Below are 16,968 nucleotides of genomic sequence, written 5' to 3'. Positions count from 1 at the left end.
TTGACGCAGATTACCCGGCGTATTTGCGGCGTCCTTTTTCACAGTGGAACTTGCTTTCACTTGTTCGTTTAACAGCAAAGGCATGCAGCGTGAAAGAAATTTTTCTATGCAGTGACAAGCTCGATAAATATCAGTCGATGGGTGAGAATGGACAGGCAGTATATATTTCCGCATTACAGCTGCGTGAAACCCTACGACTTAGAAAACAAACGGCGGTTGCTGACACTTTAGCCATCCCGCAAATCAGCGAGCATGGCGATCGAATCGACTGGTATGCCCCGCTGGCCGGTGACGTTATTCCATGGACGGCCGCAACGGAAGCTGAGCGCCAGGCCGCGCTCGCGCAACTCGAAACCACCCATGCAGCGTTTCGCCAGATAAGTAATGAATTTGCCCAAAGCCAGCAGCCGGAACGCCGGCTCTTTGGGAAATTACTTGAAAAAGCGATGCAATTCCCCGATCAGCAGCACGTGTGGCTGGTAGGTGGAAAGCCAGTCATCAGTTTTTGGGGATTTGTGAACGCCACTAACCAGGCCCGCATCGAGCCGTTAGACTGTTTGCGTCCAATATCTACAGCCTTGCCTCCGCAATCAGCCAGTATTGAACCGGTGATACCAGAACGCACTTTCACGCATCAAAGGCCCGCCAAAGGACGCTGGTGGTTGCTCTTACCCGCATGGTTGCGTTGGCTACTGCCGCTACTTCTGTTACTCCTTTTAGCGTTACTGTTCTTACGGGGTTGCATGCCAGGCATAACGATACCTGGTATTTCATCTTCCGTACCCGCTTTGCCCGCGCCCCACCTTCCAACAGCCGAATCTCTTGCGCCGTCGTCAAGGGCCATCATCAGCACAACAACGTCTAAGGCGAACCTGCATTCGACAACGGGCAGTGAGATTTTAAGCACCACGGGCACTTCACTCACAACGTCACAAGAGCAATCAGCATTACAAACGCCGTCACAAAGCGCAGCAGCAACGGCATCTGCTGTGGATCCTGCGTCAGCCACGAATAGCCCTCATCCCGGCGGAACAGCACCTGCTCTCGAAGCGCCATCGGCCAATACCTCAACTGGCGCTAAAGTCCCGTTGACCCTGCCCGCATCTTCACTGGCCCAAGGAAACACCCGTTTTCTGGACGGGAACTGGCACGCAGGGGCTGGTATTCAGGATCAACGCACAGGAAAGCCCCTTAGTCTGAGTTACCAAATCAATGACGGTAAGGGCGAAGTACAGATGATCCGTGGCGACGGTGTGACCTGTCGTGGCGCGGTCAACGCGGCCATTCAGTCAGGTCATCTCGCCATTAACAATCAGGGAGAAGCACAGTGCTCCGATGGCTCACGCTACCAAATGCCAGAAATTCTGTGTGCTCCCGGCGCGCAAAACATTGCGGATTGCAAAGGCCGTTACGACGCCAAAACACTTTTCCCTATTTCGATGAAGCAGGAGGCAAGTCAGTAAATGCTCGCTGAACTCACTGATTTTAAAAAACAGGTCAAACTTATTCGCGACAGCGGGATCCAGTTCCTTGATTTCGCCTTTACCCTGCCAACGCGTAAAGAATATGGGGAATTTCTTCGTCAACAGGGCGACGAGGCTATTATGCGGCTTATCTATAATGAGAGGGAAGATAAGCTGCAGATCCCTCAGCCTGACAGCGAACCTCCTCGCTACGCAGACTCCGACTACACATTGACGACCGAAGAGTCGCTACGCCTCTATCGCGGCCTCTGGTTACCGCTGCCATTTTTCCGCTTCAACCCGCCACGAGCCTTTGCTCACGGGCCGTATAACTGGTCACGCGTCCAGTTCCATGAACTGCCTGAGCCGGATGAAAAGGGCAATACCTGGCGCGCTACTCTGATTTTTGATACCAAAATTTTCCCGGATCGCGAGAATACGCAGTATCTCGCACCGGGCGAGGATGATATCCGTTCAGGGGCGGGATTTGCTCTGGCACGCCATCCTCACGAGATGGGGGAGTTTCTCTCACTGCCATGGGTGAATGAATGGCTACGGGAAATTTTCAGTACTCAGGCTCGCGAAGTATTACGCCAACATATTGATGACATTGATGAACAACTACTGCAGAAGGAACATCAGGCGCATTATCTTAACCTGCTGCATGTCCTGGCGACGACGATTGTCGTTCCTGAAGTACAGGTCAACGACGTAAAAATCCGGGACTCAGCGATACCTGTAGATCTCGTGCTGGACATTGGTAACTCACGTAGCTGCGGCATCCTGATCGAAGAACATCGTGACGACAATAAAGGGCTTTCTCAACTTTATCAGCTTCAGCTCCGAGATTTGAGCCAACCGCAATTTGTTTATAACGAGCCTTTTGACAGCCGTCTCGAGTTTGCCCAGGCCGAATTCGGCAAGCAGGATTTCTCGCTAAAAAGCGGGCGCAGCGATGCCTTCACATGGCCAACCATTGGACGCGTCGGCGGAGAAGCCTTCAGAATGGCGGCTCAACGCCTGGGTACCGAGGGCTCAACAGGGATCTCCAGCCCTAAACGCTACCTCTGGGACGATCAACCCTATTCACCGGGATGGCGCTTTAGCCAGGCCTTCGTGAAAAGTGACAGAGAGCCGTTAGCCACTGCAGCACCGCTGCTGTATATGGTCAACGATCAGGGGAAATTGCTCATTCGCCTGAAAAATGAAGAAGACCGTATGCCCGTCTTCACGCCGGTATACAGTCGTAGCTCGCTGATGACGATGATGTTGTCAGAGGTATTAAGCCAGGCTCTCATGCAAATCAACAGCCCTTCACAGCGGCTGAAGATGAACCACGCCAGCACACCGCGTCGTTTACGAAATGTCATTATGACTGTCCCTCCGGCGATGCCAAAGCCTGAGCGCGCTATCTTTGAGGAGAGCATGCATGACGCTATCCGCATGGTCTGGAAAGCGCTCGGCTGGGAAGAGATGGATTATGAAGGCGATGACCCGCAGTGCTTGAAATACGCCCATCCAGGCGTACACGTGAAGTGGGACGAAGCCACATGTGGGCAGTTGGTATATCTCTATAACGAAACGCAGAACTACTTTGGCGGTCGCACGGACGAATTTTTTGCAGCTACTCGCCGTCCCGATACTCAAAAGGACACCAGCGATACACGCTCATTAAAAATCGCGTCGATTGACATTGGCGGAGGAACGACCGATCTCGTCATTTCTCGCTACACGCTGGATGAAGGCCAGGGCATTAACGTCCGGATTACCCCGAAACAGCTTTTCCGTGAAGGGTTTAAGGTAGCAGGCGACGACATACTGCTGGATGTTATACGGCTTTTCCTCCAGCCAGCAGTAAAAGCGGCCATGACCAAAGTCGGCCACAGCGATCTTGCAGCCGAATCAATGATGTCACAACTGTTCGGTAGTGAATCGATCGAAGCCGGAAAACAGGTATTACGTCAGCAGCTTACATTGCAGATCTTCGCGCCTCTGGCGTTATCTATTTTGCATCGCTATGAAGAGTACTCCCCGGAAAATGGGCGGGAGATACTGAATTACACTTTCCGTGAGCTACTTGCCGATAATCTTCCAACCGAGAAAGTACAGGATTACGTCAACGACGTTGCCCGTTCCGGACAGCTTGCGAGCGAAGTACCGTTCTCCATTCTGGATGTACCGCTGGAGTTGGATCTTGCGCGTCTGCACAATGAATTTATCGACCCTCGCAGCGGGCGAATGAACATTTGCCACAGCCTGCGCGCGTTGTGCGAAGTGCTTTGGCACTACAACTGCGATGTATTACTTTTAACCGGTCGTCCATCCCGCCTGCCGGGAATCCAAGCGCTCATTCGCCAGCTTCAACCTGTTCCCCCTTCTCGCGTGCTGCCACTCCACGGTTATGAAACCGGTGGCTGGTATCCGTTTAACAAGAAAGGATGCATTGACGATCCGAAATCGACAGCCGTTGTGGGGGCGATGCTGTGCCTGTTAGCGGAGAAATCCAGGCTCAACAACTTCTTCTTCCGCACTGCGAACTTTAAGCCTTATTCAACCATCCGCTATGTCGGGATGCTTGATGGAAACAATGTGATTAAAGACAGCAATGTCGCCTATCGCGACGTTGATTTGGACTCCGCTGATTTCCAGTTACCGGAAGGGAAAGGCTTTGAAGCACGGGGGGAAGTGCGTATCGGTTTTCGCCAGCTTGATAACGAACGCTGGCCATCGACCGCACTTTACACCCTAAAAATTACCAGTGTGAACCTGGCAAGCGAGCTGTCGGGTGATGCTGTAATAAGCATCGGTTTAACCGCAGAACAGGGACGTGGACGTAGTAGCGAAGAACCGGTCAGTCCGGAGCGCTTCCAGATTGGCTCGATGGAAATGAAAAACGCACAGCGCGGTTATGGTCGTAGAGATGTTGCATTCCAGTTGAACACAATGGTCGGTAATGGGCTGAGTGAAACCCATTACTGGCTGGATAGCGGGAGTATTAAAAGCTAATGAGCACTATTCATCCCAACACCATTATCCAGGGCTGGAATGGCGTCGAACAAGGTGCAGGCCGGGCCATTGACTGGATCGCAAGCGTTCGTCAGGACGCGCCGCGCCTGAACACTGAAGCCGATCGCCTGACCATGAACTTGCGCCGCAGCCGTAACAAAGCACGCAGATTGGCGCAGGCCGCAGCGAAACCGATGACAATCGGCTTCTTTGGCTTGTCGCAGGCAGGCAAATCGTATCTCATTTCCGCGCTGGCTGCGGGTGAAAACGGAAAGCTGGAAACACGCCTCGGCGGCAATCAGCTCGATTTTTTGACCCACATCAACCCGCCTGGCGGCGGCAAAGAGGCGACGGGTCTTGTTACCCGGTTTAGCCGCAGTGCTCAGAGCTCAGACGACCGCTGGCCTGTCACGTTACAGCTCTTCAACGAAGTGGAAATGGGGAAGATCCTCGCCAACGCATTCATCCATGACTTCAACCAGGAAAAATTTGACTGGCAGTTCGATGAAAAACGCATCAGCGATCTGTTAACGTCCCTGTCGAAACGACGCCTGACCTCCCGCAGCCCTGGCGTGACCGAAGATGACGTAGTTTCTTTTTGGGATTACCTCATCCGCCATGCTGAGAAAACGCAAAGCCGTTTTGCCCTGACCTACTGGCCACAGGCAGTAAGCCTCGCACCATGGCTTTCTGTTGAAGATCGCGGCCAGCTTTTCTCCGTTTTATGGGGCGAAGTACCAGAACTAACCAATGCCTATATCCGTTTTGCCAACACGCTACAGCGTCTCGGTGGAGTGCAGGAGCTGCGTGCCCCGCTGAGCACGCTGGTTCGTAACGAAAACGGCCTGCTTATCCAGCGGGATAGCATCATGAACGTCGATATGCTGGAGCGGCTGAATACCCCGTCGGATCAGACTATTGAAGTCTGTCCTGTGGTAAATGGGCAAACGGGTGCGTCTATTTCGCTATCGCTGGCAGAGCTCACTGCGCTTACCGTTGAATTGCATATCCCGCTAATGGCTCCGCCTCGCGAAACAATCTTCGAAGCCGTCGACTTGCTTGATTTCCCGGGTTATCGCGGCCGTCTGGCGGTGGAGTCCATGAGTGATGTCACTCGCGAGGTTAAAAATGCAGAGAGCAACCCGCTAGCGCAGTTAATTTTGCGCGGAAAAGTGGCCTATCTTTTTGAACGCTACACCGAAAACCAGGAGATGAATGTCCTGGTGGTGTGTACGGCCTCAACAAAACAGTCCGATGTCAAAGAAGTGGGCGGCGTTCTGGACGAGTGGATCCGTTACACCCAGGGCGCTGATGCCGACGCGCGTGGTCGTCGCTTACCTGGCCTAGTCTGGGCATTAACCATGTTTGATCTGCGCATTAGCCAAAACCTTTCCCATGACGAAGCACTTCTTCGCCAGTCCTGGGGGCTTGGCGGGATGATCAAAATGGCGATGACCGAGCGTTTTGGCCAGTACAAATGGATGCAGGAATGGAGCCAGGGTCAGGCGTTCAATAACACGTTCCTGGTACGCAAACCGCGCCAGCAAACGCCCTTTATTCGCATGAACGCAGGTAGTGAAGCGGCTTTCAACGACGACAATGGCGGGCAGCTAGCACTGATGCGGAAAACCTTCCTTGAAGATGAAGCTGTCGCTCGCTACATCGCGAACCCTGCTGAAGCCTGGGATGCGATGCTCACCCTCAACGACGGTGGTATGCGCCGAATGGCCGATTATCTGACCCGCGTCGCCCGCCCTGAACTGAAACTGGAGCGGATCGCAGAACAGCTCGACGAGATCCGCCACGAACTGGTCGAAGGGGGACTGGGGAACTGGTACCAGCCGGACGGCGAAGAAGAGCTGTCCAGAAAATCCCGAATTGCGCAAGAGATCCTTGCCACCCTGAAAAAACGCAGCGGCATGCACGGCGAACTGCTGGCGCGGTTGGTTCCGGCACGCCGCGATCTCCATGCACTTTACATGCAGCAAACGACCCTGTCTGCGCCTGAAGCAGAAGAAGAAGATGCAGGATTCTTTGATATCGGTGTGGAAGATGCTTTCGAAAGCAGCGCAACTGCGGTGACGACGCACAGCCATGAGATCGCTTTCGCGCACCAGAGCGTTCAGCTCTGGATTAACCATCTGCGCGGCCTGCCTGAAACCGCCGCCATGCTCAACTACATCAGTCTTCCGCGCCCGATTGCCGAAGCGCTGGTAGACGAATTGATCACGGGGTTATTGCGTTCACGTGTCGAGGACGCGCTGGTCAATGCAATGAAAAATACCGAGCAGGCTGGCGTTCGTCGCGAACGTATGGTCGAGCGTCAGGTTTCACGCGTGCTTCACGTGATGAGCGATTTCATCACCTGGCTGGGCTATCAAAATATGCCGGAATCGAAACGCCCAGCCCGTCTCAACCAGCCCGAACAGCCGATCTTTACCCGTCCACCAACGTGCGACAGCGTGGTCTGGAAAGGTGATGAACGCTTGGCACGCCTGACGCCGCAACAGCTGAACTACAGTGCTTTCTTTATCATCGACTGGCTGGTTGGCCTGGAAGCACTCATTACCGAAAACGCAGGTCATTCTGCCGGACGCGAGATTAGCGTCGCGCAGAACGAAAATCTGGGCGTCATTCTCCGCCAGATTAAATTGGCAAAGGAGTAACTGGACGTGATCAAACCTGAACTTAAGACGCTGACCCCTATACAACCAGGATTCGCATTGCTCTTGTTGAAAGGCTGGAAAGGCGATGCCGAGGGCGTCACAATCTCGGTAGTACGTAATCAGGATCGCCTGTATCTGGATAGCCACGGTGATTGGGTCAGTGGCGAGATTTTCCTCGCCCTTCCTCCACTGATACAAAATGAGGAGACGCCCTGCGTTCAGGTCGGCCCTTCTCTGATCGATCCACTACTCGCCAACCGCCAGGCGGCCTATCGCATCACCATCAAAGATGGAAGTAATAAGGATATGGGGATTCTGACCATCGCTGAAGGGCTACTCAGCTCCCAGGCCGGTGGTGAAAACCCACTCCCGGAAAATATACAGACGCTGAATGATACCCCCATCGTGCAGCCGATGTCCGTTCAAGAACCGGAACCTGTCGTTTTAGAACCTGTCGCAGAAAAGCCTGTATCTCAACAGCCGCAGAAGCCGAAAAGTAAGCTGCCGTTATTTGCGGGATTAGCCATTCTATTGCTCCTGCTGGCCGCTGCTGGGTGGTGGTTTACCCGTAAGCCAGAGCCTGCAATTCCAGCGGCACCTCCCGCGCCCGTCGCGAAAATTACCGGGCCGTGTGGTGATGAACAAATGGCGAGCGGCAATGAAATGGCGTTCGTTAAAGGGTGCCTGCGTAGCCAGCCAAGTAGTGCACAACTGCTGGACGTCATCGCAAAAGCGAAAGCGGCAAAACATTGCGATATCGCTCAGCGCCTTTACGCCTATAAAGCCCAGTCCGGCGATACGCAGATAGCTGTTCGTTATGCACAAGAATATGACCCGAAAACCGCAAAACCAGGGGGATGCTTCAATCCTGACGCAGAGACAGCGGCGTATTGGTATGAGTCGGTTGTAAATCAGGACCCGCAGAATAACGAGGCCAAAGCCCGTTTAGCTGAGCTGAAGAAATAGGATAAACAATGAAATACATGCATTGGTTCAGTAGCCTGGTGTGTGCCGCAACGCTGGCATCCCCCGCCTGTGCCGCGGGTAAACAGCCGCTTTTGCAGGAAGGTAAACATGCGTTATTCCAGCGGGTACTGACTTACCCAGGCTGCCAGCTGTCCGCCAAAGCAGGTGAAGCAGGTAAAGAGCAGCCGGCCTTCAGTCGATTCTATGTTTACCAAAGGACAACGCTGGGTCAGGACACGTGGCTGCAGGTTGGGCCGGACAGCTTTGGTCATACCGCTGGCTGGATGAATTCCTCCTGCACCGTTGACTGGAAAATGCAGCTGACACTGGCGTTTACCAATCCTGCTGGCCGTCAACCGATGCTGTTCTTTAAAGAGAAATCCGACGTTGAGTCTCTTCTGAACAGCAAAAACCCTGCGGCAACATTGCAACCAATGCTCAACAGTTTGAGCAGCCATAAACCGGTCCCGCAGGTTCTGGCACGCGAGCCTGATTACATGGTGGATCAGTTAAAAAACTTTTATCTCTTACCTGTTCTTGGCTCAGATGATGTGTTTACCGATACCGGCTTCCAGGTACGTGTACTCAACGTTGCCTCCGTCAGCGAAAAGTCGCACGCAAAAAAGGCCGCGTCCGCTGCTGATGAAAAGAACATGATGAAAGGGTTCTCCGCCTCGGTTGTCTTTGTGATCGACTCCACCATCTCGATGGGGCCGTATATCGATCGCACTAAAGAGGCGATCGATAAGATCTACAAGAGGATCGAGAAGGAACACTTACAGGATCAGGTCAAGTTTGGCCTGGTAGCTTTCCGCTCCAGCGTGAAAGCGGTTCCGGGTCTTGAATACGACAGCAAGATGTATGTCGACCCCAATACCGTTAAAGATGGTAAAGACTTCCTCGCTAAAGTACATGACCTGAAGCAGGCTACCGTTTCCAGCAGCAAGGTTGATGAAGATGCTTACGGCGGGGTCATGACAGCGCTGGACAAAGTGGACTGGACGCAGTTTGGCGCCCGCTACGTTGTACTGATTACTGACGCAGGCGCGCTTGATGGCACAGATAAGCTCTCGTCAACCCATCTGGATGCCGCCCAGGTGCGTCAGGAAGCCGCCTATCGTGGCGTTGCGCTGTATGCGTTACATCTGAAAACCTCTGATGGTAAGAAAAATCACAGTTCTGCTGAAGCCCAGTATCAGGAGCTGACGTTAAATCCATTCCTGCACAAACCGCTCTACTATCCTATTGATTCAGGTGATGTAAATAGCTTCGGTAGTATGGTCGATAACCTGGCGAATGCCATTACCGGCCAGATTAAAACAGCCTGGAGCGGCGAAGAAACGGCGGGGAGCGCGCTGGGGGCAAGCCCTAAATATGCCGGTAAGAAAGAAGATCCCCTGCTCAGTGATGCCGACAAGTTAAGTAAGGCAATGCGTCTTGCCTATCTGGGTGAAAAGCAAGGCACCACGGCACCACCGGTATTCAAGTCATGGATAAGCGACCGCGATCTGATTGACCAAAACATCCCGGCGACCGAGGTGCGCGTACTGCTCACGAAAAGCGAGCTCAGCGATCTGAGCGATATCATGAAGAAGATCGTCAATGCCGCCAATGAGGGGATGATCTCTCCGGATGACATGTTTGCCAGCCTGCGTTCTCTGGCGGCAACCATGGGCAACGATCCAAACCAGGCGAAAGGAAAAAATGCGACCCGCCTCGGAGAGATGGGACTGCTCGGTGAATATATCGAGAGCTTACCTTACCTCAGTGAAGTATTGAGCCTGGACGAAGAAACCTGGAAAAGCTGGGATGGCCTTGAGCAGGAGCGTTTCATCCGCAGGCTGAATACCAAGCTTAATTACTATCAACGCTACAACCAGGATGTAGACCGTTGGGTGTCATTAGCGCCCGATAGCGACCCACGCGATAACGTTTATCCGGTACCTCTGGAGAACCTGCCCTGATGTTGAGGATCCGCGATATGGAGATCAGCCGGGGCGGGACGCATGGCTATAGCGTCGCCCTCCCGCACCTCTCGTTGAAAAAGGGAGAGGTGGTCGCTCTAACCGGACCTAGCGGGTGCGGTAAAAGCACGCTTCTGGAGATGATAGGGGCGATCCTCCGCCCAGCGCATCTTGCCGAATACCGGCTCGCCGGTCGCGATATTTCAATACCGCTCATGGCTGAAAACGAGCCTGTCCTGGCCGCGCTTCGCGCACGCGAGCTTGGGTTTATGCTACAGCACGGCGGCTTGTTGCCCTGGTTACCCGTGATAGAAAACATCACTCTGGTTCGCAGGCTGGCAGGACTTAGCCTACAGTCAGCCTGGCTCGATAAGGCCATCGACAGCCTGGGCGTGCGGCCGCTGCTGACAAAAATGCCTTCCCGGCTTTCTATCGGCGAGCGCCAGCGCGTTGCCTTCATCCGTGCGATTGCCCACCAGCCACGCTTACTCCTTGCCGATGAACCGACTGCGGCGCTGGATCCTGATAATGCAGACCGGCTGTTTGACCTGATGATCGGCATGGTGCGCTCACTGGATATGGCAGCCATTGTTGTGAGCCACGACTGGCAGCGCGTGACGCATTTTGGGATTGACCGATATCAGGCCGTGACCGGAGAGGGAAAAAGTGTCTTCTTACCCAGCTGATATGCCAGCGTCAGGCACCCTGCTATGCCGTATGGCTCTGCGCGATCTCATTCACGATCGCAAGGTCGCGCTGTGCATCATCTTCTCTTTGATTGCCGTTATCGCACCGTTATTGCTGCTGTTCGGATTGAAGAATGGCATTGTCAGCCAGCTTCGCCATCAGCTTCTCGACGACCCTCGCACCCGGGAAGTACGTATAACGGGTAATGGTAATTATGATTTTGCCTGGCTTGATAAGCTCGCCCGTCGTTCAGAAGTCGGATTTTCGATTCCGTTAACCCGTTCGCTGAACACTCAGGCCGATCTGGTCCGGGACGGGCAACACTTTGTCCCGGGTGCTGAAGTGATCCCGACGGCCAAAGGCGATCCTCTTTTGCAGGATGTCAGAGCACCGGTCAAAGACAGCGATACCGTACTCAGCGCCAGTGCGGCACGGCGCCTTGGCGTGCAGCCAGGAGATATCCTGCGCCTGATGGTGAGCCGAAAAAGCGAAGGGAAAAACCAACGCGCCACGTTCGCTTTAACCATTACCGGCGTGCTGGATGACGCAAAATTTTCACGTCAAGGTGCCTTTATTACATTGTCTTTGCTTGTTGCTCTGGAAGACTACCGCGATGGCTTTCAGGTTCCCTTGCTGGGGGTCAGCGATGGCAAGCCGCCCAGAGAGAGAACCCGCTATTCAAGAGCACGTATCTATGCCAGTTCGATAGATGACGTTTCACTCCTCGCGCGGTGGCTGGAGACGCAGAACATTGAGGCTATCACTCAGTCAGCTCAAATTGAGTCTGTGCGTGCCATCGACCGTGTGCTGGGGATTATCTTTGGCGTGATTGCCTGGATCTCTGCATCAGGGTGCATCGCCTCGTTAGTCGGTGCCTTCATCGCCAACATTGATCGTAAGCGCAAAGATATGGCCGTGCTGCGCCTTCTGGGTTTTCGCCGTCGCGCTGTGACGCTTTTTATTATTATTCAGGCGCTGTGTTTGACCGGCGTCTCATACGGACTGGGTGTGATCATCTACCTGCTGGGCAGCGCATTGTTCAACCATGTGTTGGGCAGTTCTTTACCGGACCAGGCATTCATCTGTCACCTTGACCCCCTTCATTTTATCGCCGCATTGCTCTGTGTCCTTGCCGTGGCGTTAGGCGTGGCCGCTATCGGAGCACTGCGCGCATTGAAAATCGAACCTGCGGAGAGTTTACGTGAAATCTAAACTGGCGATGAGCCTGGCTATCATTGGACTCGGGTACGCCTGCGCGGCGAAAGCCACCTGGGATGAAAAGTTCTGGAACCCAAAACCTCTGGCCGATGACGTGATATTGCCTATGCCGTGCGACGGTGCCATGGCATTTCGCAAAGTCGCTATCCCGCTGAATAAACCGCTGGAAGATTACAACATCACGCTGGGGCAAGAAGGCGACGACTGGGGATACGTTGAACAATCTCGCCAGGAACACATTGCAGGCAGTTTCCCGGAGAAGGGTGGTAAGGGCCGTTATTACCTGATGGCCAAATATGAACTGAGCGACCTGCAGTATCGCGCGCTTTCTGGGGAATGCCCGACGACGGATATGAAAGGACGTTTACCGAAGGTGAGTATTGGCTGGATGGATGCCATGGTATTCGCAAATCAATACAACCTGTGGTTACGAAAAGAAAAACTTTCTGCACTGCCTGAAGATGATGGTCAGGCGGGATTTTTACGGCTTCCGACAGAAACCGAGTGGGAGTTTGCCGCACGCGGCGGGCTCGCGGTTTCCCCCGCAGAGTTCCGCGATCGCCACTTCCCCATGCCTGAAGGATTGAACGGTTATGTCTGGTTTGCGGGGGCACAGTCTGCAAATGGAAAACTTCAGCTTACCGGCCTGCTGAAACCTAACCCGCTCGGATTGCACGACATACTGGGCAACGCAGCAGAGATGATGTTTGACCCGTTCCGCCTGAACAAGCTCGATCGCCTGCATGGTAAGGCTGGGGGCTATGTCGTTCGGGGGGGCAGTTATATGACTCCTCAGGCGGATATCCGCAGTTCACTGCGTGGAGAGGAGCCGTACTATGCCAATGCGGGCGAGAATACAACCAAAAGCACCGGTGTTCGTCTGGTTTTAGTTTCCACAACCCTGACATCACGCGAGCGGGTGAAAGAGATTGAAAAAGAGTGGCAATCATTAGGCACGGGTAAAAAGGAGACACCTGCAGGCAAAGCTGATGATTCGCTAAAAAACCTGAATGCTATCTCGGCAAAAGTCCAGGATGACGCACTGAAGAAACAACTTGAGCAACTGCGCGGTGAGCTGCGCGCAAATAGCCAGCTTCGGGATGAACAACGGGATCAGGCAATACGCACATCGTTACAGTTGGGCGCCTTTTTGTGCACAAAAATGAAAGATGACGGCGAGTTTTACGATCGTCTCAACCAGCTCTTCACCAAAACCTGTGCCGCAGGCAGCCAGCTTGATGCTAATTGCTCCCGCCGTCAGGAACAGCTTGGTCAACATCAAAAAGCCCTTGATTTTATTACCAGTTATTACGCTGACACCCTGGTAGACATGGGCACAACCTATGACAAACCCCTCATCGAACCGCAGGTCGCTGTCGTATTGCAACAGATGGCTGCACGCGGAAAAACCAACCTTAACGGTTATCTCGATACCTACTGGAAGAACCTTCAGGGGTACTGGAAAGATGGAAAAGTTGCGCGCGAGGCGTGGCTTAGTTCATGTAAAAAAAATAATTAAATAGTTCAGGAGATTGGAATGTTAAAGGTTATTCGCACAGCAGTGATAGCAGGAATGATGGTATTTCTGGCGGGGTGCCAGAATGGCAGTACGGGAAGTAGTGGCGGCGTCGACCCGCGCCTTGCCAATAATCAGGACGTTGAGTTTTTCAATAAATCAGGCTGGCAGGCCTGTGCTGGCGGCGCGGTAATCGGCGCACTGGCTTGCGCTGTCAGTAACTCCAGCAACAAAGCGGTATGTATGGCCGCCGCCGCTATCGCCGGTTGCGGTGTGGGTATGGGGGCTAACGCCTATCTGGATAATCAGCGCAAAAAATACGCCTCCCAAGAGCTGCAGTTAAACGCAACGATTAAGGATGTTGAAGCCGAAAACAAACGCATTCAGAACGCAACCAGCGTTGCAAAATCGGTTATCGACTCTGATAAAAAGACCCTCGCTCAAATAGAAAAAGATATGGCTGCAAACACGGTGAAAAAAGACGCCGTACAGAAGCAAATTAAAGGAGTGGATGCCAACATTGCTTACCTTCGCGGCACCATCACCGACATGAAAAAACATGAGAAGCAGTGGCAGGACGTTTCTGCAGACATGAGCAAATCCGGCAGTGATACCCAAAATCTGGATAGCGAGATTGCGTTGATGCGCGACAAAATTGGCTCTCTGCAGGGCGAGCTCGATAGCCTCTATACCCAGCGCACCGCGCTGAAAGTCGGTTGAGGGGAATAGCAATGCGTTATATTTTTCTTGCACTCAGCGCACTCATATTAGCCGGCTGTGCCACTAACGCGCGAGATTGTGACCCGACAACCGGTGATGTCAGCATTATTACCAAATTTAACTGCAACTACTCCGGCACCTGGGATAAGCGCGTTGAAGATAAACAAAAAACGCTGCAACACGATCAGGAACTGAATAAAGAGTTCAAAGCGGTGAATGATGCGATTGAAAAAGAGAAAGCACTGAGCAATGCCAACGTAGCCAGTAAACAAAAATCGCAGCAAGAACTGCAAAAGTCGATGAACAATCTAGTCGCCCAGTTGAAGAAAAAAACAGCTGGCCGGGCTGATGCTCAAAAGCAAGTTGCAGACCTGGAAAAAAGTATGAAGGAGGCGCAAAACAAACCAAGCGCTTCCGAATTGCAAAAACAGATGGAACTGCAGAAGCTGCAGGGACAGCTGAATGAATTACAAGAAACACTGGCTTCACAATAATAAAATAGCAGCCGGATTACCGGCTGCTTTACCTGCTAAGGAAAAATAACGTTGAAATCTCAATTACTCTCTGCTGGATTATTGACACTTCTGGCGACAACTCCAAGCGTTCATGCTGCACCGCCTGAGCCTGAACTTATTTTCAACTGCGAACTCACGAACGGAAAATACGTTATCGTCCGTCTGGATCACGATGTTCCTACTTATTATTACGGCTCACTTGAAAAAGTAGAAATGACTCTCCCCAAAAATGAGGGAGACAAAAAGCAGGTTCGCCTGGGTGAAATGACGTTCTCAGGTGGAGGCGCTTATTATTATCGTTTCATCAATGGCAACTACAGCTATGTTGTTTATAGCGGTACGGGAAAAGGATGGGATTATACCGGCCTGAAAGTATATAAAAACCAAAAGCTCATCATGAAAAAAGAGTGCACTAATGGGGGGTTTTTACCTAATGAATATCGCGGTCAAGGCCTCGTAAAAGAAGCGGACACCGGTGATGATGCAACATACGGTTATGTTGATTAATACATCATTTTCAGGATGGTAAAATATGATGAGCCGTTACTTACACTGTAGCACAGTATTCGCATGTCTTTTATTCGCTGCTCCAACTCATGCGATTGAGATCTGGCACTCAAACACCGTCTGGGCAAATCAAGGGATGTGCAGCGCCACTTTCACGCTGGACAGTGGCATGGAAAGCGTTGGTTCGTTAGAGATAGGCTTTGACCTCGTTGATGCAAAAAATAACCTTGTAGCTCATGATACTTTGCAGGTAGACCCATTCGGCGATTCTGATGCCACGCGATACCAAACGGCTTTCGCCGAAGGCGAGCATTATTGCGAAAGCAATCTCACGCTGCGCCTGACGTCACTGGCATTAGTTAACGGAAAGACCAAACAGCCTTTACCTCTCAGTTTGCTTACACCAAGGGCATTTATTCCATTCCCTATCATTAACCCGCAGGCAGATCACTAATATGTCTATAGACGCTGAAGCAAACTCAACACCTGACAATAATGGACCTGGCCTTTGCTTTTTGTTATTACTTATCTTTGGCGGGTTCGTTTTCTTTATACCTGCAAGCGTTGTGGTCGCCTTCCCGGCCGTTCTCGCCGGTTCCTTCCTGTATTTTATCTGGTATCTTATTTCGGAAGGGCATTTAGGCAATATTCTTGGCAGTATGATCGTCAGCATGATACTTATGGCTATCGCCGCAGCTATTCCTGTCATTGGCTGGATATTGTTACTTCTGTGGATCTTCTACAATATTGCGAAAGCCTTTGAGACGATAAAAACATTACTTCCCGATGCGCTCTTTAGCGCTGTTCTCTATGGATGTTTGCTCTTTCCCGTTATCCAGGAAATGGCAATGGACGGGGAGAGCAACATGGCTGCCACTATCGCTTGTGGTGTCGTGTACGTGATAACTGCAGGGCTTTATTGTTCCAGGTTAACGCAGCTGGCAACCAACACTAAGCAAAGTATTTTCTATTTTTCAATTATGTGGCTTTCGGTCCCACTTATCGCACTTCTGATCGTCTCGATTGTGGCATCCTTACGCGCGGCATTCAGAACCGTGCTGACCCCGGTGCAGACCGTGGTCAAAACCCCGCAAAACGTATCAGCGCATATGCGAGGCGGGAGCCATGTCAACGCTTACACCCGAACTGTGACCACCATTCAACATAGCGTGACCTCCCAGACGCTTCCGGGGATGGGAGCTGTTGGGGCCTCTATGGTTGGTTCCGTATCGGAGGCAACGATAACAACACCACAACAGCCACAGCAAACCTTGCCAGCGCTGGAACACAAACCAGCCGGGGGTGAATTAACACAGTATGCGACGAACAAAGACCACAATTTTTACCGCTACGACAATCTCAACGCGAAAAAAATAAGCAATTTCGTCCAGGCGGCCAGTCATCGTCAATCGCTGCCTCCTCTCACGGAAGATGCGATCCTGTTCTACTACGACGAAACGGTTTTCGGCCAAGGGGATCATGGTGTGGTATTAACCGATGACGGTGTTTATTGCGTGTTAGGAAAATTGTATGAAACTTTCTACGCCCGCTTCAGCGAAGTCAGTAGCGTAGTCATAAAAGGATCCTTTAATAAAAAAATTGTCCTGCATATGAAGAATGGCCAGAAACATAATATTGAACTGACTCAATCAAATGCCGGGGCAAAAAAAATCTACGAACTTATCAGCATCGCAGCCCAGAATTAAGTAATCCTCCAGGCACCCGCTCAACGGGTGCCTT

Annotated in this window: 13 protein-coding genes; all 13 read left to right on the top strand. The window is 52.2% G+C overall.

The annotated features are described in order from the left end of the window. The first annotated feature begins 89 nt into the window (after positions 1-89). Positions 90-1,463: an SrfA family protein gene (locus UR289_RS11750; RefSeq protein WP_320710195.1), complete on the top strand. Its 1,374-nt coding sequence runs from the start codon at positions 90-92 to the stop codon at positions 1,461-1,463. Then, positions 1,464-4,469 carry a virulence factor SrfB gene (locus tag UR289_RS11745; protein ID WP_320710194.1) on the top strand — a complete coding sequence of 1,002 codons (3,006 nt, stop codon included), beginning with the start codon at positions 1,464-1,466 and terminating at the stop codon, positions 4,467-4,469. Further along, positions 4,469-7,135, top strand: coding sequence for a putative virulence factor (locus tag UR289_RS11740; RefSeq protein ID WP_064673170.1), 2,667 nt, complete (start codon positions 4,469-4,471; stop codon positions 7,133-7,135). Before UR289_RS11745 ends, UR289_RS11740 begins: the two co-directional genes overlap by 1 nt. 6 nt (positions 7,136-7,141) lie before the next feature. Then, complete coding sequence (locus tag UR289_RS11735) at positions 7,142-8,101, top strand: hypothetical protein (RefSeq protein ID WP_094935521.1); 960 nt, start codon at positions 7,142-7,144, stop codon at positions 8,099-8,101. An 8-nt stretch (positions 8,102-8,109) separates the two neighbouring features. After that, positions 8,110-10,065, top strand: a complete 1,956-nt coding sequence (locus tag UR289_RS11730) for a vWA domain-containing protein (RefSeq protein WP_320710192.1) — start codon at positions 8,110-8,112, stop codon at positions 10,063-10,065. 17 nt (positions 10,066-10,082) lie between these two features. Further along, the gene (locus tag UR289_RS11725) at positions 10,083-10,751 is read left to right on the top strand and encodes an ABC transporter ATP-binding protein (RefSeq protein WP_197736966.1); all 669 of its coding nucleotides are present in this window, start codon (positions 10,083-10,085) and stop codon (positions 10,749-10,751) included. A gap of 31 nt (positions 10,752-10,782) precedes the next feature. Continuing rightward, a complete protein-coding gene (locus UR289_RS11720) occupies positions 10,783-11,964 on the top strand; it encodes an ABC transporter permease (protein ID WP_233423224.1) in 1,182 nt (393 codons plus the stop codon). A gap of 130 nt (positions 11,965-12,094) precedes the next feature. Further along, positions 12,095-13,489, top strand: coding sequence for an SUMF1/EgtB/PvdO family nonheme iron enzyme (locus UR289_RS11715; protein ID WP_223998095.1), 1,395 nt, complete (start codon positions 12,095-12,097; stop codon positions 13,487-13,489). A gap of 18 nt (positions 13,490-13,507) precedes the next feature. Continuing rightward, positions 13,508-14,206, top strand: coding sequence for a hypothetical protein (locus UR289_RS11710; RefSeq protein ID WP_033144530.1), 699 nt, complete (start codon positions 13,508-13,510; stop codon positions 14,204-14,206). A gap of 11 nt (positions 14,207-14,217) precedes the next feature. Further along, the gene (locus UR289_RS11705; RefSeq protein ID WP_033144529.1) at positions 14,218-14,700 is read left to right on the top strand and encodes a hypothetical protein; all 483 of its coding nucleotides are present in this window, start codon (positions 14,218-14,220) and stop codon (positions 14,698-14,700) included. Between the two features lie 51 nt (positions 14,701-14,751). Next, on the top strand, positions 14,752-15,228 hold the full coding sequence (locus UR289_RS11700; protein ID WP_053085578.1) for a hypothetical protein: 477 nt from the start codon (positions 14,752-14,754) through the stop codon (positions 15,226-15,228). A 25-nt stretch (positions 15,229-15,253) separates the two neighbouring features. Beyond that, positions 15,254-15,682 (top strand): IrmA family protein, encoded by a 429-nt coding sequence (locus tag UR289_RS11695; protein ID WP_048980632.1) that lies wholly within the window; start codon positions 15,254-15,256, stop codon positions 15,680-15,682. A 1-nt stretch (position 15,683) separates the two neighbouring features. Beyond that, entirely contained in the window at positions 15,684-16,934 is a 1,251-nt protein-coding gene (locus UR289_RS11690; RefSeq protein ID WP_320710185.1) for a hypothetical protein, read from the top strand. Positions 16,935-16,968: the final 34 nt, after the last annotated feature.

Origin of the sequence: Enterobacter sp. 302C9, from assembly GCF_034106085.1 — a bacterium.
GTDB lineage: Bacteria > Pseudomonadota > Gammaproteobacteria > Enterobacterales > Enterobacteriaceae > Enterobacter > Enterobacter asburiae_B.
The sequence above is the reverse complement of the archived record's forward strand: the minus strand, read 5'-3'. Positions and strand labels throughout refer to the sequence as shown.